Raw genomic sequence first — 19,269 nt, 5'->3', positions numbered from 1 at the left:
CATTCTCCTATGGCAGTTGGATAACTTCTGTCTCTGATAATTTCTGATATTTGGCCCCGATCGAGTCAACGGCATAGCCCAACGCATCAAATTGCAGCACGTCCCCGTAGGCACTCATCCAACCAATCGGGCGAGCAGGGACGCCTGCCACCATCTGATAGGGGAGAACATCTTTGGTGACCACAGCTCCGGCAGCCACAAAGGCACAGTCATGCAGGGTAATCCCACAGACGATCGTGGCATTGGCCCCAATACTGGCTCCCCGCTTGATCAGTGTGGTTTTGTAGTCAGCACTGGTGTTGCGGGGGTATTCGCAACGAGGCGTTTTGATGTTAGTGAACACCATGCTGGGACCGCAAAACACATAGTCTTCCAGAACGACCCCTTCATAGAGAGAAACATTGTTCTGAATTTTGCAGAAGTTGCCGATGACGACCTGATTGGCCACATAGACGTTCTGGCCCAGATTACACCGTTCCCCAATTTTGGCCTTGCCGGAAACATGGGAGAAGTGCCAGATCTTGCTGCCATTGCCAATTTCAGCGCCTTCATCCACGATCGCGGTGGGATGAACGAAATAATCAGCCACGCAGAACCTCCTGTACCCGTTCCAAAATTTCCACGACCGCGACCCCATTCCACCCATCGGAACGGGGTCGTTGCCGGTTCTGGACGCAATCGAGAAAGTGCTGACACTCAATTTTTAAGGGTTCTGCGGCAGTCACTTCGATCCCCTGACTGCCCCGATCGTCGTTCTTCAAATCGGCCCCGATAGATTTGTCATGCACAGTCAACACCTGGCGAATTTCGTCGTAGACCAGCATTTGCCGCTCTGCAATCACCACCGTTCCCCGCTGCTTCTCTGGCCACAGCCAGGAGCAATGGAGATGGGCCGACTGCCCGCCCTCAAACTGCAAATCCACATGGACAAAGTCTTCAATCTGGGGCTGCAGAAGGGCCTGCCCCGTTGCCTTGACCTGAGAAATTTTGGGACTGCCGAGTAACTCCAGAATGATGGCAACATCATGGGGGGCAAAAGACCACCAGACATTTTCCTCCGTTCGCACTTTCCCCAGGGCAGCTCGCTGGGTGGCTACATGCAACACTCGTCCAGCCTGCCCACTGGCCAGATAATCCCGCATCCAGGTAATTGCTGGCTGGTAGAGGAGGAGATGGCCAACCATGAGGATCCGATCGTGGGCATCGGCAAATTCAGCCAGATGGCGCGATTCCTCTGCCCGCAGGGTCATGGGTTTTTCGACAAAAACGTCCCTTCCAGCTTTTAAGGCTGAAAGGGCCATGGCGTAATGGAGAGGAGCTGGCGTGGCCAGCACGATCGGGCCATCCTCCGCCTCCAACGCATCGTCATATGTCTGATAGGTGGGGATGCCTGGATAGGTTGTTTCTACAGCAGCGCGTAATTCTGGGTTGGCTTCTGCCACACCAGCTAGAGCACCTAGCTGGTGGAAATTCTTCACCAGGTTCCGGCCCCAGTTGCCGGCTCCGACAACGATAACTTGACTCAAAGCAGTACCACGTTTTCTTTAGGGCAGTTCAGATGGCGGGTGACACCACGGGTATCCAGAATCGCTTTCGCCTTGTGGATAAGATTGTTGTAATCAATCTTCCCATGGTCAGTGGCGATAATTACCAGGTCTACGGATTGAATCACCGCATCAGTCAACTCTGTATTGTAAAGGACGCGGTGGGCCACTTGAATCTCTGGCACGTAGGGATCGTGGTAAATCAGATTGGCCCCGTCCGCTAGCAGGAGTTTCATCACGGTAATGGCGGGAGATTCTCGCCAATCGCCCAGGTCTTTTTTATAAGCGGCCCCAATCACCAGAACTTTGGCGCGGGCGGGTGCGATCCCGAACTGATTCAGAACCCGCCAAGCTTTCTCCCGCACAAAGACGGGCATCTTGCGATTAATTTCTCCGGCCAGACTGATGAAATGGGTCTCAAAATCAAACTCTTTGGCCTTCCATTCCAGATAGTGGGGGTCGATCGGGATGCAGTGACCCCCAACACCGGGACCGGGATAGAAGGGCATGATGCCAAAGGGCTTGGTATTGGCTGCATCCAGCACTTCCCAGACATTGATGTCCATCCGATCGCACAGCAGCATCAGTTCATTGGCCAGGGCAATGTTAACGGCCCGGAAGGTGTTTTCAAATACCTTGACCATCTCTGCGACCTTGGCGCTGGTCACCGGAACAACATGAAGAATGGTTTGCTGGTAGAACAGGGTGGAAATCTCCAGTGAGAGCGGGTCAGAAGCGCCAACAACCTTACTGGTATTTTTGGTGGTGTAGCGCTGATTGCCTGGATCGACTCGTTCTGGCGAATGGGCCAGGAAAAAATCTTCCCCTTGTTTCAGACCCCCTGCTTCCAGAACGGGACGCATCACCTCATCGACAGTACCAGGATAGGTGGTGGATTCCAGGGTGACGAGTTGACCGGGGCGCAGGTGTTCGGCAATGCTGTGGGTGACGCTTTCCACGTAAGCCAGGTTTGGCGTCAAATTTTTTGTCAGGGGCGTGGGCACGCAGATGACGATCACATCCATTTCTGGAACCTGATCAAAACTCGTCAGAGCTTTCAGATAGCCATTCTGGACAACCTGTTGCAGTTCCTCTTCAATCACGTCTGCAATGTAATTCTGTCCCCGATTAACGCTATCTGCGCGAACAGGATTTTGCTCTACCCCCAACACCTGGAAGCCGACTTTTGCTTTTTCTACTGCGAAAGGAAGACCGACGTATCCCAGCCCAACTACACCCACGATCGCGGTTCGATTGATGATTTTTTCCTTTAGTTGTAGAAACACCTGATTCTGATTCTGTTCCGTCATGAGTGTAGAAATAGACATTGGGGAGTCTGGTTAGTTACGTTAGGTGAATTTTGAGTATAAAAACTTAAGCTATTATCTTAACCATGGATGAGGGTCTAGTACGCAAATCATTCCCAATTCCCGTAAAATGACGGGCATGAAAATCTTAATGATTTCAACCCTGAACCTGTCCCAGCCCAACGGTGGGACGGCCCATTTTTTATCCCTGGCCCAGGAATTTAGGCGTCAGGGACACACCATCCATGCTCTGATTCCTGATCCCGGGGCAATTTGGGCCGAGCGTGCCCCCATGGACCAGCATTTCGATCAGGTGTTTTTTTCCAGTCGCCACCTGAGTCGCCTGATCCCTCTCAGCAAGACCAGTATTAATACGCTGGCTCAGATCCCGACCATCCTCTCCGTATCCAGGCAGAACTATGACTGGGTCTATTTGCGGAGTAATCTGTTCTCCAGCTTGATTTCTCTGGCCTTGCGAATGAAGGGATTTCCCAATATTTTGGCCGAGCAGAATGGGTGGTTTGCGGATGAGTTAAACCTGATGGGTGTTCCCGGTCTGTTTCATCGTCTCGTAGAACAGTTCCAGGTCATGGATGCCCGACTGGCTTCTCTGGTTGCGGTTGTGGTACCGGGGATTCAGAAGAAACTCATGCTCCGGGGCGTTGATCCAGCCAAGATTCTGGTGACCCGTAATGCCACAGACATCGAACTGTTTCAGCCACTGGAGCGAAAGCAGGCCCTGCAACAGGTGGGGCTGGACCCTGACTTTTTTTACCTGGGGTTTATTGGGGATTTGGAGCCCTGGCAGGGTGTGGAAACTGCAATTCAGGCCATGCCTCTGATTGCTAGCCAGTACCCCCAGGTGCGGCTTCTGGTTGTGGGTCAAGGTCGTCAGTACGACTATCTGGTTCAAACCTATGGTGCAGATGCGCGGGTACAATTTCTGGGATCTGTGCCCTATGCCCAATCGAACCTCTATATCAATTGCTTTGACCTGGCTTTGCTCCCCAAGCAGGGGCTATCGGAAATTGGGTATTCTCCGATTAAGTTCTATGCTTATGCGGCGGCGGGTCGGGCAATTTTGGCTTCCCGCATTGCAGGTATTCAGGAATTTGAGCCAGCAGGCTTTTTAGCCCTCCACCACCCTGGCGATGTGGCAGATCTGGCGGCCCAGGCCATCGCTCTGATCGGAGACCCCGATCGCCTGGCGCAGATGCAGGCCATCTCCCGCCGTTATGCAGAGCAATATTTTTCCTGGCAACTGGTGTCTCAAGAGATTCTGGCTGTGATGGAGTCCGGTTGACATGCAGTCTCAACGCCTGAATCAGGTGATGCAAGACCTCATCCAGTTCCAGTCTGAAAGTGCTGCCTATGAACTGCTGCAATTTCGCAGCCTGGTGGGGGCCTGCCAATTTCTCCGGCTTTATCAGCTTTGGGATCGGTACGTTGCGAAGGGGGCTTCGGTGCTCGATTGGGGGTGTGGCAACGGCCACTTCTCCTACTTTCTGATGCGGTCAGGCTACCAGGTGTCTGGTTTTGCCTTGAGTGATTTCCCATTGCGTCTCCAACTGCAGCAATTGTCCAGCCAATTTCCCTATACCTTCAAACAGGGAGATCCTGGGGAGCCTACCCGTTTGCCCTATGCAGAAGGAGAATTCGATGCCGTCGTCTCCGTCGGGGTGCTGGAGCATGTGCGAGAAACTGGGGGTACTGAGTTGGGCAGTTTGCAGGAAATCCATCGCATCCTTGCCCTGGATGGTTATTTTATTTGTTATCACCTGCCGAATCAGTGGGGGGTGATCGATTCCCTGGCGGCGTTGATTCCGAACAAGTACCACCATCCCTATCGCTACACTCGCCGATCGATCGAGGCCCTCTGCCAACAGGCCGGATTGACGATCGTGGCGATGCATCGTTATGGGGCCTTACCCAGAAATCTCTGGGGAGCGTTGCCAAAACCCCTGAGGAATGCACCATGGGTTGCTAGGATTTGGAATGGCAGCGATGAAATCTTACAATATCCGTTCTCATTGATCTGCCAGAATTATTTCTTTGTAGCGCAGAAGCGATCTCGTTTGTGAAAATTGCCACTGTTTTAGGGGCCAGGCCCCAGTTCATCAAAGCCTCCGTGGTCAGTCAGGCGTTTGCCCAGGCTGGCCTTGAAGAAGTGATCATTCATACTGGCCAGCATTTTGATGCCAAGATGTCTGATATCTTTTTTCAAGATCTGGATCTCCCCCAGCCCCACCATCATCTGGAAATCCATAGCCTGAATCATGGGGCCATGACGGGTCGGATGATGGAGCGTCTGGAAGAATTGCTGATCGCCGATCGGCCTGATTGGATTTGTGTTTATGGGGATACCAATTCCACCCTGGCAGGGGCCTTGGTTGGGGCCAAACTACAGATTCCGATCGCCCATGTGGAGGCTGGTCTACGCAGTTACAACCGGGGGATGCCAGAAGAGATCAACCGGGTTGTCACCGATCACCTTTCTGCCTTACTGTTTGCCCCGACTCCCCTGGCCGTGGATTGCCTGCAGCAGGAAGGGATTTCTGCCGGGGTGCACCTGGTGGGCGATGTGATGATGGATACGGTGTGTCGATACCGGGAGAAGGCCAAGACCGGGTCTTTTATCCTGGAGCATTTGAACCTGGAGACGCAACCCTTCTATCTGGTGACGATTCACCGGCCTGCTAACACCGATCGCCGCGATCGGCTGGAGGCGATTTTGCAGAGTCTGACCCAACTGGATCATCCCGTGGTGTTTCCCCTCCATCCCCGAACCCGAGGGCGGATTGAGGCCATGGATCTGACGGATTACCTGGCTCATCCAGCCTTGCGGATGACTTCCCCAGCCAGTTATCTGGATATGTTGAAGCTGCAGGCCACCTGTCAGGCTGTGATCACTGATTCTGGGGGAGTCCAGAAAGAAGCCTATATGCTGCGGCGTCCCTGTTTTACCTTGAGGCAGGAGACGGAGTGGCGAGAAACGATCGACTCTGGCTGGAATCAATTGGTTGAGCCCGAGGATTTACCCCAAAAGATTCGGAATTTTATCCCACCTGTTCAATGGGATTCCCTCTATGGTGAGGGGAATGCGTCTGGAAAAATTGCTGAAATCCTTCTCGGTGGCTGACAGTTTGGAGTGGATCCAGTTCTTACTTATTACTGACAACTAGCAAGACGCCTGCGATGATGAATCCCAAGCCAGCGATGCGACTGATGGGGATGGGTTCCTGAAACACAAAATAGCCGATGAGGACCGAAAAGACGTAGGACAGCGCAATGGCTGGACCCACAATGCTGAGATGGACCCGGGTGAGAAGGAGGATGTAGGCGATCGCCCCCAGCGCATAACAGGTCAAGCCAATCAAGAGTTCTGGGGTGCTGGTGATGCCGATGATGTGACCTATTAGGTTACTGAAGGTGACTTTCCCCAGTTTCAAGGCCCCGCTCTTCAGGAAAAACTGTCCTGCGACGCTGGCTAATACAGAGGTCAGGAGCAAACTAAGTTCCTGTAGGGTCATACCAATTCCAAGGGGGTTTTCATCGGATGCCTGCCTGGAGGCGTTACATGCAATGCTTGTGCGAGGGCGGGCATGGTCTTGGGGATTGAGAGTTTAGTCTTCCAGTTTAGTTCATTGCCGATCGAGGCGCATACCCTGCAGCTATAGAGACGCGATGGGGAGATGCGATGGGGAGGCGCGATAAATCGCGTCTTTACGGGGAGTTGTGGGCTGGGTAGGAGGTGGGTAAGATTGACTCCAGGTAGATTGCATTTTCTGGATTTTTATGGGTAGCAACACAACGTCTTCTCTGTCTGATGAACAGATTACAGTGTGGTTACGGGGACTCCTGACTCTGGCTTGGTCGGATGGAGATTTTAGTGCTGAGGAGCAAAGTCTGATTACGGATCTGACCCACTCGGACTTGGGCACGGAAGCTGTGCAGGTTCCCCTGGAACCGATTTCTGCTGGGGAGCTGGCGGCTGCCCTGGGAAAGGATAAGAAGATCGGGGAGGATTTTTTGCGGACGGCGGTGATGGTGGCGATCGCGGATGGGACTTACTCGACCTGTGAACATGAACTGGTGAATCAGTTCTGTGATGCGTTGGGGTTGAAACTGGATTTTCTCCAGGCATTGGAACAGACGCTCTATCAGCCTGAAACGGGTGCGCCAGTGGGTGAGTCTTCTCTTATTGCTGCTTCTCCTCTCTCGCTGCCGCAGTCGGAAGCTAAACCGCAACCGCTGAAGCCCCTGCAGGACTGGTTGGATGAGATGGATATCCATGACCCGCGTGTGGCCCGTTTCCTTTGCAAGATGATTCCACCCCAATGTCCCTTTGAGCGGGATATTACCCTGTTTGGGCGTAAGGTGGTCCACATCCCCCCTCTGTGTAAGCTGAATCCGTTGTATGAGCAACTGGTGGGGCTGCGGTTCCGATCGCTCTCCTATTTGGCGGATGACTGTGGTGAGGATGTGTCGCCTTACTGCTGACGGGCGGTTGTAGGCTCACCCATGATCTGGGTAAAGCAGGATTTTGTAAGTGTCTGGGGTGGGAGCGACAGCCTGTTCTACGGCTCTGGATAATTCCCGCAGGGGATAGCGATCGCTGATCAGGGCATCTACATCGATCCGCCGGTTGAAGACAATATCGGCGGCTAGGGCCTGTACCCGGTAGGAAGAGCTGTAGCTGCCCATTAGGTCAATTTCTCGCCGATAGAGCAGGTTGGGATTGATGGGGATTTCCACTTCATCGGGGAATTCAGCAAAGAACAGAATTTTGCCGCCTTTGCGGGTGCAGTCTAGGGCCTGGAAGAAAGCTTTGGGACTGGGCACTGCTAGCAGGCTGGTATCCACTCCCAGGCCACCAGTCAAGGACTGAATTTTCACTGGCAGGTCTGGATCGCGGGCATCGAAGGCTGCTTCTGCTCCTAGATCCAGGGCTTTCTGAATGCGGCTGGGGATCAAATCTGTGGCGATCGCCCTGGCCCCAAAATATTTCACCAGCATGATGAACATGAGCCCGATCGGTCCGGCTCCGGTAATCAGTACTGTCTGACCGGGGACAATCTGGGCTTTCTTAACTGCTTTCAGGCAACAGTTGGTCGGCTCCACAAAGCTAGCCTGTTCAAAGCTGATGTCGGCAGGAATCCGGATCAGGCCACCATGGTGGACGATATGACCCGGCACTTTCACATAATCGGCAAACCCACCGCCACTGGGGGCAAATCCTGCCGTTGTGGTAATGGTCTTATAGACCTCGCACATGGAGAAGTTGTCGTTCAGGCAGTAGGCACAGTGCATGCAGGGAATATGATGCAACACAACTACCCGATCGCCCACCTGCCAGCCCTGCACCGCTGACCCCACGGCTGCGATCGTCCCGGCGGTTTCATGGCCAAAAATGCGGGGCGGCTCATACAGGGGATAGCGAATTTTCTTGATGTCGGATTGACAGAGACCCACGACCCGCACTTGCACCAGTACTTCATCAGCAGCAACCTCTGGCGTGGGCACCTCTTCGTAAACGAGTTGATTAACTCCCCGGAATACCTGAGCTTTCATAACTATTCATGAAGGACCTTTCCAGATCTATCACAAGCTGGTCATTACCATAAAACTATCCGCGCCGGGTGCGTAGGCATCTCGACGAGCTGTTAAGCGGCGGGCTTTTTGCGGAGGAGGTTTGGAGGACGCGCGGTGTCCTCCAACGGGGGTGCAGGGGGCTGGCCCCCTGCAAAGCTAAACCAACATTTTAGGCTTGCTGCGCCTGTTGAGCTGATTTAATTTGTGATCCTAAGGAGCTAGGGCGTTGCCGCGCAGGAGACTGCCGATCGTCTTGGCGGTGATCTTGAGCTGGGTGAGGGGATTGGCCGGCACCACGGTCTTGTAGAGGTAGCTGTCGAAGGTAAGTTTCTGCACGTCAATGTCCGCACACATTTCAACGAATGCCTCGCGGGTGGCATCGGAGTGGTAGAAGACCCGTTGCAGGATATCCAGCACCAGATAGGTGGTGCCGTACATTTTGTCCCACCGCTTCAGGTAAACTTTCAGGTCTTGCTCTGTGGGAATGCGCTCACCCTTCTGGGAGAATTCCACGATCGCCTCAGCGCACATCCGGCCAGACTTGGCTGCAAAGTAGATGCCCTCCCCCGAGGACTTGGTGACGGTACCGGCGGCGTCTCCGACTAGGGCTACACGACCGACGACCCGCCGGGGTCTGGGATGTTCGGGAATGGGGTGGGCTTCCACCCGAATGATCTTGCCGCCTTCCAATCGCTTGGCGGCCCGGGCGCGGATGCCTGCCTGCAATTGCTTAATGCGGGACTGGTTAGGCTTCATGGTGCCTGTCCCTACGGCAACGTGGTCGTACTTGGGGAAGACCCAGGCATAGAAGTCAGGGGAGACATCATCTCCGACATACATTTCGGCCAGGTCTTCGTAATAGGCCATCTTGTCTTCCGGCAGACGAATGCGCTCCTGGAAGGCGATCGCGTAGTTGTAATCCCCCGCATCGATTGCCTTGGCCACTCTGGAATTAGCTCCATCTGCCCCAATCACCAGATCCACCTGCAGGGTTTTGTTCTCCCCTTCCAGGCTGCCATTGGAGTGATCGGCGTAATGCAGGGTGTAGGCTCCTTTATCGGTAGCTGGCAATTCCAGCTTGTACAGGGTTCCGTTGATCACCTGGGCACCGCATTGGGCTGCTCGATCGCGCAGGTAGCCGTCCAGCACTTCCCGACGGCACATCCCAATATATTCGTCGTCTTTTAAGGTGCCGCCGATATTGACCTCGATATTGGAAGGCGAGATCATTTTCATCTTACGGACGCGGCGATCGATAATTTCTGGCGGCAGGTCGAACTCACTGACCATGCACAGGGGGATGGCTCCGCCACAGGGTTTAACGTTATCTAATTTGCGTTCAAAAAGATAAGTTTCAATTCCAGCTTTTACCAGGGTCTCGGCAGCGGAAGAACCTGCCGGACCTGCACCTACAACAGCAACCCGTAGTGACAAAGGTTTTCTCCCAATCTCGTATGGCTACAAACTGGATGTTACCACGGAGGTTTTCCCGGATTCCGACTGGGATTGGGATATGTGACAGAAATGAAATAGAGCTTAACAGTTTGCCACAAAATAAAGGATTTTTGTAGCAAAAAACACGGAAAACGATAGATTTAACCTGATGATTCTCCCTGCTTAAAGTTGATAGAACGGGATGTTCAGGGTATCCACCAACAAAAAAGAGAGACAAGAGGTCTCTCTCTGAAAACTAAGTAAATCCCATCTGCCAGCATGGTGGACATTTTTAGGTCTTCGGCATCTTCGAGAAGTTGGAGACCTAAATTCCAGATCTATACGGTAGCCAGTTCAGGCAAAGGACGCTTGCTGTTGCGGATATCGGTGATGGCTTGGGCATAGTCAGGCGCATTGAAGACGGCAGAGCCAGCCACGATCGCATTGGCTCCAGCTTCCAGCACTTGCCAGGTGTTGTTTGCTTTCAGGCCACCATCCACTTCAATCCAGGGATCCAGGCCCCGCTCGTCGCACATCTGACGCAGCTTGCGAATCTTGGGTACAACCGCAGGAATGAAACTCTGGCCCCCAAAGCCGGGGTTGACGCTCATAATCAGAATCAGATCGCAGACTTCCAGAACGTACTCAATCAACTCCAGGGGGGTGGAGGGATTCAGCACGACGCCAGCCTGCTTGCCCAGTTCCTTGATCTGGCAGAGGGTCCGGTGCAGGTGAGGCGAGGCATTGTGCTCGGCATGGACAGAAATGATATCGGCTCCGGCCTTCGCAAACCCCTCAACGTATTTCTCGGGTTCGACTATCATGAGATGGACATCCAGGGGTTTTTGGGTCACTGGGCGGATGGCTTGCACTACCAGAGGACCGATCGTGATGTTAGGCACAAACCGACCATCCATGACGTCTACATGGATCCAATCTGCTCCGGCAGCATCAACTGCGCGCACTTCGTCCCCCAGGCGGCTGAAGTCAGCAGATAGAATGGATGGAGCAATGACAATGGGTTTAGTGGATTGGGGCTGGGTCATAGGGTATGGCCTCTTCTGCGTCCTCTGTAACAATTAGTTTCATTATATGGCCCGTTCCTGATCCTTTGATCCCCAGAGATGGCTTTATCATCTTCTTTCTCCTCGAAGGAATGTGAATTTAATTAAGTGGGGGGGTGGGGGTTTCGCCTCTGCGCCCCAACGGTCCACTTGATTTCATCCGTGATCCTAAGAGAACCCTTCGCATCGAACTCGATACGGATAAAGGTCGGTACGCATGATCAAGACGACAGCATGGGTGTTTGGTGCTTTGGGGGCGATGTGGCTGGGTTTGACCCCAGTAGCCCTCAGCAATCTGATGCAGCAGTCCTCGATCGGGGAATTGGGGATTGATGCCCTGAAGCTCCATGGTCCCCCCTACAATCTGACGGGGCGAAAGATTGCGATCGGTCAGGTGGAAATTGGCCGTCCCGGCCAATTTGGCATTGACAAAGCGGTTTCGCGAAATCGGGGAGTTTCGGTGATGCGGGTATTTTTCCGCAATGTACCGGCCAAGGTGAATGTCAACCTGGACCCCCATGCCCAGAATGTAGCCAGTATCATGATTGGCAACGATAAGGCTCTCCAGGGAGTGGCTCCGGATGCTCGCCTCTACGCCTCAGCTGTGGGTCTGATGAAGCGCAATGGTCAGCCGGAGGAATGTCTTTCAACGCAACATGTTGCCCAGCAGAATGGGGGGGATGTGCGGGCGATTAACTTTAGTTTTGGCGAATCCCTACGGGAAGATCCTCGCCCCCAGGCGGTCCTGGATGGGAATGCCCTCCTGACCCAGTGCCTCGACTGGTCGGCTCGAGTCCATGATGTGGTGTATGTGGTGGCGGGCAACCAGGGAAAAGGGGGGATTCCCATTCCCACTGATAACTTCAATGGGGTAAATGTGGCGTTTAGCAGTCGTTACCGCCCCAATCTTGAAGCAGGAGAATCTCAGGGACTCGGCCTGTTCTCGAAGGTGGATTTTGCCAATTTGGGAGATACGGTCTCCAGTTTTGCTAGTCGAGTTTCAGGGATCGAGAATAATATCGGACCTCGTCGGGCGATCAGTCTGGTGGCTCCAGGAAATGGCGTACCGATTATGAATCCGGATGGCAAGGTGACGCGGGGCAGTGGAACCAGTTTTGCGGCTCCCCATGTCACGGCCACGGTAGCGTTGCTGCAGGAGCATGGCGATCGCCAACTCCGCACCCGTCAACCCAACTGGAGCACAGATTCCCGTCGCCATGAGGTGATGAAGGCGATCCTGATGAACTCGGCGGATAAGATTAAGGACTCGGGAGATGGTCTGTTCCTGGGGATGAGCCGAACGTTACTCAATAAGGCGAATCAGGATTGGCTGACTTCTGATGCCTATCAGGACCGGATCATTCCTCTAGATATGCAAATGGGGACGGGGCATCTGAATGCGTTTCGGGCCTATCTCCAGCTTAGTCCCGGGCAGTTTGGGCCAGGACCAGCGATTCCCCCGATCGGCTGGGATTACCGATCGGTAGGTGCGCCGTCTGGTACGGGTAAGCTGCCTGCGTTTCGAGATTATGTGCTGGAACGTCCCTTGAAGGCAGGTAGCTTTGTCTCCTTGACCCTGGTCTGGGATCGGGTCGTGGAGCTGAAGGATCTGAACAACAATGGTGAGTTTGACCTGGGAGAAGGGTTCGAGGATAAGGGGCTAAATAACCTGGACCTTTATCTGATGAGGGCTGATGAGATGGACACGGGTAAGAGTATCGATGCCTCCATCAGTGAAGTGGATAGCGTGGAGCATATTTTCTTCCCCATTCCCCAGACGGGTCGCTACAAGATTCGGGTGGTTTATCGGCAGCAGGTGAACCAGCCAGTACAGTCCTATGGGCTGGCTTGGTGGACTGTGCCCAACTAGGGGGTCATAGGGACTCCCATCAGGCGCTCCTTATGTGTCGCCCTGTTGCCAGCGACGGTTCATCAACCGAATCTCTGCCAGCAGAATGTTAAAGCGTTCATCATTCTTGCGCTTGGCCTGGTCCATTTCTTGTCGCCAGACAGCCCATTCTTGGTGACGTTCTTCTATCTCCCGCTCGCGCTTTTCCCAATCCTGCTGTTGACTGAGCATCTGCTGTCGCTGATGGGACAGATTGTCAGATAAGTGCTCATGCCTTTCTTCTGATGCCGCTAGGGGCTCAATTAGCTCATCCGTTCGCTTTGTATGCGTCCCTGATCCCAGGACAACAACAGACAATCGCTCAATGGTTGCTAATATCTGGGTGTTTAAGTCCTGGTTTCGACGCATCGCTTCGAATAAGGCGTCAATCTGCTGTTTATGGGCCTTGATCCCGACTTTAATGCGGTCTACTCGACTGGGTTCTGAGGGGGGCATAATGCAGCCTGCTCCGGTTCTTTCAGACCACTGTAGGGATTTCGAGGATTACGAGCATCAATCTAGTTAGCTGAATCCATACTGCCATTATAAGCGACCAGACTAGTGGGCAGAGAGAGCATTCAGGCGGGGCGATCGTCCAATCGACGGATGAGAAACCGCACTTCCTCAAGTAAGACATTGAAGCGCTCATCTGATTTGCGTTGTCGCTCAAGCTGCTGGCGCTGTTCTTCTGCCAATTCTGCCTGACGTTGGGCAACTCGCTCGACCGTATCACTTAAACGCTGGATGGAATCCAGCATCGATCGCTGCACTTCATTCGTTTGCAGCAGCGCTGTGAATAGAAGCTCTATCTGCTGACTATTAGATTCAATTTGCTGATTGTGTGCCTCTAACACGGCTTCAATGCGGTCCAGTCGGCTGGGTTCTGAGTGGGTCATAATCAGGCTGCTCCGGGTTCCTTCAGGCTACTGTAGGGATCTCAGGGATGACAGACATCGAACAGTTGGCTGAACCGATACCGTCATTGTAAGCGACCGTAAAAGCAAGCAGAGGAACCTGGGATGGCTCCTGGTATGGAGCCGCTATTCTTCCCGATCGTTAGATGGGGAGCCATGCAGCCGATCGAAGCCCACGTAAATCCGGGCATTGGAACTGCGAGCCAGATCCTTCAGAGTTTCCAATTCCAAAAGCCGTAGCAGAGCTGGATAGGTACTGTATGCCTGGGCGGCCTGCTCCCGCTGCCGTAGGGCCTGAATCTCAGCCTCCGTCTTGATGCGCTGCACCTGGGCTTCACTCTCCGCCGCCAAGTGAGACGCTGCCGCCTGGGCTTCTGCCTCCCGACGTTTGGCCTCTAACCTGCCATCGGCCTCAATTTGCTGAACCTCTGCCTTGGTGCGAGCTTCCACCAGTTGAGCCTGACTCATGCGCTCGGCTGCCAGCACCCGATTCATAATTTCCTGGAGATTTCCCGGAAAAATCAGATCCTTGACATCGGCTCTTAGAATAGCCACCCCGTAACTGGCGGCAGCCCCCGTCACATCCCGGGAAATATCTTCACTGAGACGATTGCGATTGGTGAGAATTTCTTCCAGGGTCATGGACGCCAGCGATCGGCGGGCGGCAAGCTGCACATCACTGTAAAGCCGTTCCTCATAGTCCTGGACCCGATGCAGGGCGGATCTGGGGTCCGTCACCTGAAACTGGACAATGATGCTGACCCGAATGGCCACCTTATCTGAGGTCAGGATCTCCTGGCCCTTGATGGTTAAATCCCGTTCCCGCACATCCACCAGGACAATTTCGACTAGGGGCGGGCGGCGACGGCGAAAAAGCAGCCGTTGCAGGCGAACCCAGCCCCGATCACGATCGCGAATTTCATAGCGTCCGGCCTCTAGAATGCTGAGGAGAACTCCATTTTCATAATAAAGACCCCGATGGGTGTCCTTAATGATAATTTCGCGATTGACCATGAACCGTGCCCTTAGTGGGTAAAGTATTGTAGGAGCCCCGTAGAACAGCCGATGTGGAGAACGAATTTTCAGATGGGCACTTGCCGAGTCAGAATCGCAATGAGTGACGGCAATACCTGAGGCCATTCGCTCCTGACCGTACCGGGGCAATGCAATTATAACCAAGCAGCTTGAAATGACGATCGCGATCGATTTTGGTACCAGCAATACCGTGGTCACCCGCTGGAACGGGGCGACGCAACAACCGGAAACTCTGGCCCTACCCGGTTTAACCCTGATCCAGGGGCAAAATCCACCCCTGATTCCCAGTCTGCTCTATGTGGAAGATGCCCTGCGTCAGGAGGTGGTTGTGGGGCAGGCTGTGCGCGATCGGGGGCTGGATCTGAGCAGCGACCCCCGCTTCTTCCGCAATTTCAAACGCGGGATTGGCACCCCCATCCAGGGATTTCTTCCAGAACTGGACGGGCAGGCGATGAGTTTTGAACGGGCGGGGCAATGGTTCCTGAACCGGGTGGTGGCAGCGGTGCGGGAAGTCCCCCTACCCGTGGAATCCCTAGTGTTGACTGTGCCTGTGGACAGTTTTGAGGCCTATCGCCACTGGTTGGGCCAGGTGTGTCAGTCCTTGCAGGTGGAACAGGTACGCCTGCTGGATGAGCCCACTGCTGCAGCCCTGGGCTATGGGTTGGCAGACCAGGAGACCCTGCTGGTGATTGACTTTGGTGGGGGCACCCTTGATCTGTCCCTGGTGCGGCTGGATTTTGGATCACAGTCAGGGGCTAAACCCCTGGGATTTATCCTGCAATGGGGTAAAAAATCCCTGGCAGAAAGTTCTGGCCAGCGTCCCAGAGTGGCGCGAGTGTTGGCTAAAGCAGGTCAGAGTTTGGGTGGGTCAGACATTGACCATTGGCTGGTGGACTACTTCGTAGAAACCCAGGGACTGGTGGCTTCTCCCCTGATCACCCGTCTGGCCGAAAAGCTCAAAATCCAGCTCTCCCTGCAATCCCAGGCCAGTGAAGTCTATTTCAATGACGAAACCTTTGAAACTTATGAGCTGTCCCTCACCCGCGATCGGTTCGAAGCCATTCTGCAAGACCATCAGTTCTTCGATCGCTTAGACACCAGCATGACCCAGATTCTGCAGCAGGCACGGCGTCAGGGCCTGGAGATGAATGACATTCATGCTGTGTTGCTGGTGGGAGGCACGGCTCAAATTCCGTCCGTACAGGCCTGGGCGCAGCAATATTTCGACAGCCAGAAAATTCGCTCTTCCCGGCCCTTTGAGGCGATCGCCCAGGGAGCCCTCCAGGTGGCCCAGGGGGTGGAACTCAAGGACTTTCTGTACCATAGTTACGGCATCCGCTACTGGGACCGGAAACAGAACCGCCATAACTGGCACCCCCTGATCAAGGCAGGGCAACCCTATCCCATGACCCAGTCGATAGAACTCTTCCTGGGGGCTTCGATCGAGAACCAGCCCAGCATTGAACTGATCCTGGGGGAACTGGGGACTGATACCGGAGGCACGGAAGTTTATTTTGATGGCAATCGATTGGTAACGCGCAGTCTGGCTGCTGGACAGAACCAGGTGCAGCCCCTCAACGATCGGGAAGGGGCCAGAACGATCGCTCGTCTGGAGCCCCTGGGGTTTCCAGGTACTGATCGGATCAAAGTCCAGTTTCGGGTGGACGATCGGCGGCTTCTCCGCATGACTGTCGAAGATCTGCTGACGAACCAGACGCTTCTGGATGATCAACCGGTGGTGCAATTGTCTTAAAGTCCGGTGGGAGCGACCTGCTCCCACCCAGGCAACGACCTAGCGGACGCTGGCGGGACGATTCACGCTTGTCAGGGACTCCACCAGGCTGCGCACCGCCGCAATCATGGCCACTTCGCTGTCCAGACGGTTGATGGCCGAGCCAACGCCGACCCCGGCAGCCCCTGCCGCGATCGCCAGAGGGGCTGTCACACTGGACAGGCCAGAGGCGCACAGCACGGGTACAGAGACGGCACGGGAGATTTCGTAGGCCGCCGCTAGGGTCGGGGCAGCTTTCTCCATCAGGCCCAGGGTCCCAGCATGGGTGGGGCTGCTGCTGGTGCCGCCTTCCGTCTGGATCAGGTCGGCTCCAGCTTTAACCAGCGCTTCTGCTAGATGCACCTGTTGATCCAGGGTGAGAATGTGGGGAACAGTGACAGAGAGGGTGACTTGGGGCAGGAGTTGACGGGTTACCTGGGTCAGAGCCAGCACTTCCTCGGCTTCAAACCGGCGACCCTGGGCATAGAACGTGTCGAAGTTCCCAATTTCAATCAGGTGTGCCCCCGCTGCCATAGCCACAACAAACTTCTCGGGTTCCACGGCGGAGACGCAGATGGGCAGGTCCGTTAACTGGCGGGCCATCCGGACTAGATCGGGATCGGCAGCGATGTCCAGAAAGGTGGCTCCACCCCGATCGGCAGCTCGCACGATCATGGCAACACGATCGAAATTGACGTTGTTCAGGCCACTGATCACTTTGAGAGCACGGCCCTGATCAAATGCAGCTTGAAGTTGGGGATGCATGGTCATAGATCCTTAGAGAATGCAAAATCGTATGCCCCATTGTACGTCTGCAGGGGAGTGCTGGATAACCCGCGATCGCCTATTCCCGCAAGAACTGGTTGATCTCATGGGCCATGGTGCGAAACTCTTTCTGGCTGAAGGAATTGGCGGCGGATAGGGGAAGAGCCTGACCATCTCTCAGCCTTACATTAAGTTGGTAGGTTCGGGCTCCCCTGTCGGGTTTTCCTTCCCAGGTGGCCCCCTGAATATCCCGCAACAGGTAGGTCGTTTGCTTGCGTCCAAGCAATGGACTGCGCTTCTTCAATATCATCTGTCCGGTGGTTTTATCAAAGTCGCAAAAATACGGTAGCGGATAGATCAGTGCTGTCAGGATAAATCCTGCCCCCACGAGGGTAAAGATCAGGCCAAAGCCCAGGCCAAAGCTGGCCTGACTGGCCTGGAAGGATCGTTGCTCCGGGTTGTTCAAAAAACTGGTGAATCCATTGGCTACCCCATAACTACTCCCTTGATCTGCGCCTGCGGGAGTTAGGGAAACAGACTGATGATCGGTGGTGATCACCACGGTGTAGATGTTTTTGCCAGAGGGCGCGGGTTTGACGATCGCGCTTTTGGGAATACCAACCACAGGTTTGGTCTCCATCCAGCCCAGGCCAATGGTTCGAACCTCACAGGCCACCGGCTGGGCGGACTGCGCTCGATGGCAGTCGAGGGTGACATAGCGGCCAATGGTCGCAAGCACTAGCAGACCTGCTTTCAAGAAAGGCAAACCAAAGAGAATGCCAAAGATGACCCAATGTCCCATCGAGATGCCAATTTTGAGTTGGGTCGCGGTTCGTTCCGTAATCTTCATATGGTTTCAGTCAGTTCTGATGGACTGTTCTTTAGATAATCAGGGGATCAACTGTAGAAACACGGTAATCGAGAGATTTTTCAACGATCTGGCAAAAATCTTGGGGTTCCCAACCAGTTGAGGGCAGGCACAATTCGCCTGCAGCAACTGATTCTGATCGGCAAACCGGAACGAATCCGGATGAAACCCGTCCTGTCAGCTTCAGGTCGTTGTTTATAAACTGGATACATGAGTTTCAGAAGGCTGTGAACAATTCTCCTGATTTTTAGTTTGTGTGCAGACAGTCTAGATTTGTATAATCTGGATCTCTATAATCAAGGGAGTGACTTCTGAGTTTTTCCAGACCTGGTACCGGAGGTAAACGACGATGACGCAGAGTATGACAGGCATTCGGGTGCGCAAGGGTTACGATCGGGGGCATGTGCAGTTTGGCTGGTTAGACAGCTACCACACTTTTTCCTTTGGAAATTATTACGACCCTCAGCACATGGGGTTTCGGGCCTTGCGAGTGATTAACGACGATCGCATCGCTCCTGGAGCTGGTTTCCCCACCCATGGACACCGGGACATGGAAATCATCACCTACATGCTGGAGGGGTCCCTGGAGCATAAGGACAGCCTCGGAACTGGGGAAGTGATTCGGCCCGGTGAAGTGCAGCGGATGACGGCGGGTACGGGAATTGCCCATAGTGAGTTCAACCACTCTCAGGACGATCCTGTGCATCTGCTGCAAATCTGGATTTTGCCGGAACGGCAGGGGCTGGAGCCTGGTTATGAGCAGAAGCTCTTTCCCGTGGAAGAAAAACGGGGACAGTGGCGACTGTTGGCCGACAGAGAGGGGCGGGATGGTGCGCTGACCGTGCATCAGGATCTGAGTTTGTATGCTACGGTGCTGCAGCCTGCTGAAAGCGTGACCTATGACTTAAAGTTAGGACGGCATGCCTGGATTCAGATCGCCAGCGGTATCGTGACGCTGAATGGAGAGCCCCTGCGGGCCGGGGATGGGGTAGCGGTGAGTGAGGCCCTCACCCTGGAGGTGATCGCCGAGTCCGATGCTGAACTGCTGCTGTTTGATTTGGCGTAGTTCCATCTGCTCCCTATCCCC

The 19,269-nt window shown here is 54.2% G+C and carries 19 protein-coding genes; 7 read left to right on the top strand and 12 right to left on the bottom strand.

Annotated elements, in window-relative coordinates:
• Positions 1-7 precede the first annotated feature (7 nt).
• Genes BST81_RS21170 through BST81_RS21160 form a run of 3 tightly spaced genes read right to left on the bottom strand, consistent with a single transcriptional unit; the run spans position 8 to position 2,872 of the window.
• Positions 8-589: an acyltransferase gene (locus BST81_RS21170; protein WP_075600505.1), complete on the bottom strand. Its 582-nt coding sequence runs from the start codon at positions 587-589 to the stop codon at positions 8-10.
• Positions 582-1,526 carry a Gfo/Idh/MocA family oxidoreductase gene (locus BST81_RS21165; protein WP_075600504.1) on the bottom strand — a complete coding sequence of 315 codons (945 nt, stop codon included), beginning with the start codon at positions 1,524-1,526 and terminating at the stop codon, positions 582-584. Before BST81_RS21165 ends, BST81_RS21170 begins: the two co-directional genes overlap by 8 nt.
• A complete protein-coding gene (locus BST81_RS21160) occupies positions 1,523-2,872 on the bottom strand; it encodes a nucleotide sugar dehydrogenase (RefSeq protein WP_216351414.1) in 1,350 nt (449 codons plus the stop codon). The genes BST81_RS21165 and BST81_RS21160 overlap by 4 nt, the downstream gene beginning before the upstream one ends.
• 118 nt (positions 2,873-2,990) lie before the next feature.
• On the opposite strand from BST81_RS21160, the gene BST81_RS21155 reads away from it, so the two are divergent.
• From BST81_RS21155 to wecB, 3 genes are read left to right on the top strand one after another with little or no spacing between them, the layout of a single operon-like run.
• A complete protein-coding gene (locus BST81_RS21155; RefSeq protein WP_171974820.1) occupies positions 2,991-4,154 on the top strand; it encodes a glycosyltransferase family 4 protein in 1,164 nt (387 codons plus the stop codon).
• A 1-nt stretch (position 4,155) separates the two neighbouring features.
• Positions 4,156-4,932, top strand: coding sequence for a class I SAM-dependent methyltransferase (locus BST81_RS21150; RefSeq protein WP_075600501.1), 777 nt, complete (start codon positions 4,156-4,158; stop codon positions 4,930-4,932).
• Complete coding sequence (gene wecB, locus BST81_RS21145; RefSeq protein ID WP_075600500.1) at positions 4,929-5,990, top strand: UDP-N-acetylglucosamine 2-epimerase (non-hydrolyzing); 1,062 nt, start codon at positions 4,929-4,931, stop codon at positions 5,988-5,990. Before BST81_RS21150 ends, wecB begins: the two co-directional genes overlap by 4 nt.
• Positions 5,991-6,012: 22 nt before the next feature.
• Here wecB and BST81_RS21140 read toward each other — a convergent pair whose 3' ends face one another.
• Positions 6,013-6,381, bottom strand: coding sequence for an EamA family transporter (locus BST81_RS21140; RefSeq protein WP_075600499.1), 369 nt, complete (start codon positions 6,379-6,381; stop codon positions 6,013-6,015).
• 265 nt (positions 6,382-6,646) lie between these two features.
• Between BST81_RS21140 and BST81_RS21135 the strand changes: the two genes are divergently transcribed.
• Positions 6,647-7,351, top strand: a complete 705-nt coding sequence (locus tag BST81_RS21135) for a Mo-dependent nitrogenase C-terminal domain-containing protein (protein WP_075600498.1) — start codon at positions 6,647-6,649, stop codon at positions 7,349-7,351.
• Between the two features lie 15 nt (positions 7,352-7,366).
• On the opposite strand, the gene BST81_RS21130 is transcribed toward BST81_RS21135, so the two are convergent.
• The 3 genes from BST81_RS21130 to rpe all read right to left on the bottom strand — a co-directional run bounded on the left by BST81_RS21130 (position 7,367) and on the right by rpe (position 10,923).
• The gene (locus tag BST81_RS21130) at positions 7,367-8,422 is read right to left on the bottom strand and encodes a zinc-dependent dehydrogenase (RefSeq protein ID WP_075600497.1); all 1,056 of its coding nucleotides are present in this window, start codon (positions 8,420-8,422) and stop codon (positions 7,367-7,369) included.
• A 231-nt stretch (positions 8,423-8,653) separates the two neighbouring features.
• Positions 8,654-9,877 carry a geranylgeranyl reductase gene (gene chlP, locus BST81_RS21125; protein WP_075600496.1) on the bottom strand — a complete coding sequence of 408 codons (1,224 nt, stop codon included), beginning with the start codon at positions 9,875-9,877 and terminating at the stop codon, positions 8,654-8,656.
• A gap of 338 nt (positions 9,878-10,215) precedes the next feature.
• A complete protein-coding gene (gene rpe, locus BST81_RS21120; protein WP_075600495.1) occupies positions 10,216-10,923 on the bottom strand; it encodes a ribulose-phosphate 3-epimerase in 708 nt (235 codons plus the stop codon).
• A gap of 235 nt (positions 10,924-11,158) precedes the next feature.
• Here rpe and BST81_RS21115 point away from each other — a divergent pair, with 235 nt between their 5' ends.
• The gene (locus BST81_RS21115; protein WP_075600494.1) at positions 11,159-12,811 is read left to right on the top strand and encodes a S8 family serine peptidase; all 1,653 of its coding nucleotides are present in this window, start codon (positions 11,159-11,161) and stop codon (positions 12,809-12,811) included.
• Between the two features lie 30 nt (positions 12,812-12,841).
• Here BST81_RS21115 and BST81_RS21110 read toward each other — a convergent pair whose 3' ends face one another.
• The 3 genes from BST81_RS21110 to BST81_RS21100 all read right to left on the bottom strand — a co-directional run bounded on the left by BST81_RS21110 (position 12,842) and on the right by BST81_RS21100 (position 14,757).
• On the bottom strand, positions 12,842-13,285 hold the full coding sequence (locus tag BST81_RS21110) for a hypothetical protein (RefSeq protein ID WP_075600493.1): 444 nt from the start codon (positions 13,283-13,285) through the stop codon (positions 12,842-12,844).
• A gap of 122 nt (positions 13,286-13,407) precedes the next feature.
• The gene (locus BST81_RS21105) at positions 13,408-13,725 is read right to left on the bottom strand and encodes a hypothetical protein (RefSeq protein WP_075600492.1); all 318 of its coding nucleotides are present in this window, start codon (positions 13,723-13,725) and stop codon (positions 13,408-13,410) included.
• Between the two features lie 144 nt (positions 13,726-13,869).
• Positions 13,870-14,757: a slipin family protein gene (locus BST81_RS21100; RefSeq protein ID WP_075600491.1), complete on the bottom strand. Its 888-nt coding sequence runs from the start codon at positions 14,755-14,757 to the stop codon at positions 13,870-13,872.
• A gap of 175 nt (positions 14,758-14,932) precedes the next feature.
• Between BST81_RS21100 and BST81_RS21095 the strand changes: the two genes are divergently transcribed.
• Positions 14,933-16,531, top strand: coding sequence for an Hsp70 family protein (locus tag BST81_RS21095; RefSeq protein WP_075600490.1), 1,599 nt, complete (start codon positions 14,933-14,935; stop codon positions 16,529-16,531).
• A 39-nt stretch (positions 16,532-16,570) separates the two neighbouring features.
• Here the strand turns inward: BST81_RS21095 and BST81_RS21090 are convergent, their stop codons facing one another.
• Both BST81_RS21090 and BST81_RS21085 read right to left on the bottom strand, forming a co-directional pair.
• A complete protein-coding gene (locus BST81_RS21090; protein WP_363080565.1) occupies positions 16,571-17,314 on the bottom strand; it encodes a DUF561 domain-containing protein in 744 nt (247 codons plus the stop codon).
• Positions 17,315-17,393: 79 nt separating this feature from the next.
• On the bottom strand, positions 17,394-18,164 hold the full coding sequence (locus BST81_RS21085; RefSeq protein ID WP_075600488.1) for a hypothetical protein: 771 nt from the start codon (positions 18,162-18,164) through the stop codon (positions 17,394-17,396).
• A 367-nt stretch (positions 18,165-18,531) separates the two neighbouring features.
• On the opposite strand from BST81_RS21085, the gene BST81_RS21080 reads away from it, so the two are divergent.
• Positions 18,532-19,248 (top strand): pirin family protein, encoded by a 717-nt coding sequence (locus BST81_RS21080; protein WP_075600487.1) that lies wholly within the window; start codon positions 18,532-18,534, stop codon positions 19,246-19,248.
• The last annotated feature ends 21 nt before the right edge of the window (positions 19,249-19,269 follow it).

It is taken from the genome of Leptolyngbya sp. 'hensonii', assembly GCF_001939115.1.
GTDB lineage: Bacteria > Cyanobacteriota > Cyanobacteriia.
The sequence above is the reverse complement of the archived record's forward strand: the minus strand, read 5'-3'. Positions and strand labels throughout refer to the sequence as shown.

Coding starts and splice junctions, on each gene's coding strand:
- BST81_RS21140 (WP_075600499.1), bottom strand. CDS start 6,381: ATGACCCTACAGGAACTTAGTTTGCTCCTGACCTCTGTATTAGCCAGC.
- BST81_RS21095 (WP_075600490.1), top strand. CDS start 14,933: ATGACGATCGCGATCGATTTTGGTACCAGCAATACCGTGGTCACCCGC.
- BST81_RS21160 (WP_216351414.1), bottom strand. CDS start 2,872: ATGTCTATTTCTACACTCATGACGGAACAGAATCAGAATCAGGTGTTT.
- BST81_RS21130 (WP_075600497.1), bottom strand. CDS start 8,422: ATGAAAGCTCAGGTATTCCGGGGAGTTAATCAACTCGTTTACGAAGAG.
- BST81_RS21155 (WP_171974820.1), top strand. CDS start 2,991: ATGAAAATCTTAATGATTTCAACCCTGAACCTGTCCCAGCCCAACGGT.
- BST81_RS21150 (WP_075600501.1), top strand. CDS start 4,156: ATGCAGTCTCAACGCCTGAATCAGGTGATGCAAGACCTCATCCAGTTC.
- BST81_RS21135 (WP_075600498.1), top strand. CDS start 6,647: ATGGGTAGCAACACAACGTCTTCTCTGTCTGATGAACAGATTACAGTG.
- BST81_RS21090 (WP_363080565.1), bottom strand. CDS start 17,314: ATGCATCCCCAACTTCAAGCTGCATTTGATCAGGGCCGTGCTCTCAAA.
- BST81_RS21085 (WP_075600488.1), bottom strand. CDS start 18,164: ATGAAGATTACGGAACGAACCGCGACCCAACTCAAAATTGGCATCTCG.
- BST81_RS21110 (WP_075600493.1), bottom strand. CDS start 13,285: ATGCCCCCCTCAGAACCCAGTCGAGTAGACCGCATTAAAGTCGGGATC.
- BST81_RS21100 (WP_075600491.1), bottom strand. CDS start 14,757: ATGGTCAATCGCGAAATTATCATTAAGGACACCCATCGGGGTCTTTAT.
- rpe (WP_075600495.1), bottom strand. CDS start 10,923: ATGACCCAGCCCCAATCCACTAAACCCATTGTCATTGCTCCATCCATT.
- BST81_RS21115 (WP_075600494.1), top strand. CDS start 11,159: ATGATCAAGACGACAGCATGGGTGTTTGGTGCTTTGGGGGCGATGTGG.
- BST81_RS21105 (WP_075600492.1), bottom strand. CDS start 13,725: ATGACCCACTCAGAACCCAGCCGACTGGACCGCATTGAAGCCGTGTTA.
- BST81_RS21080 (WP_075600487.1), top strand. CDS start 18,532: ATGACGCAGAGTATGACAGGCATTCGGGTGCGCAAGGGTTACGATCGG.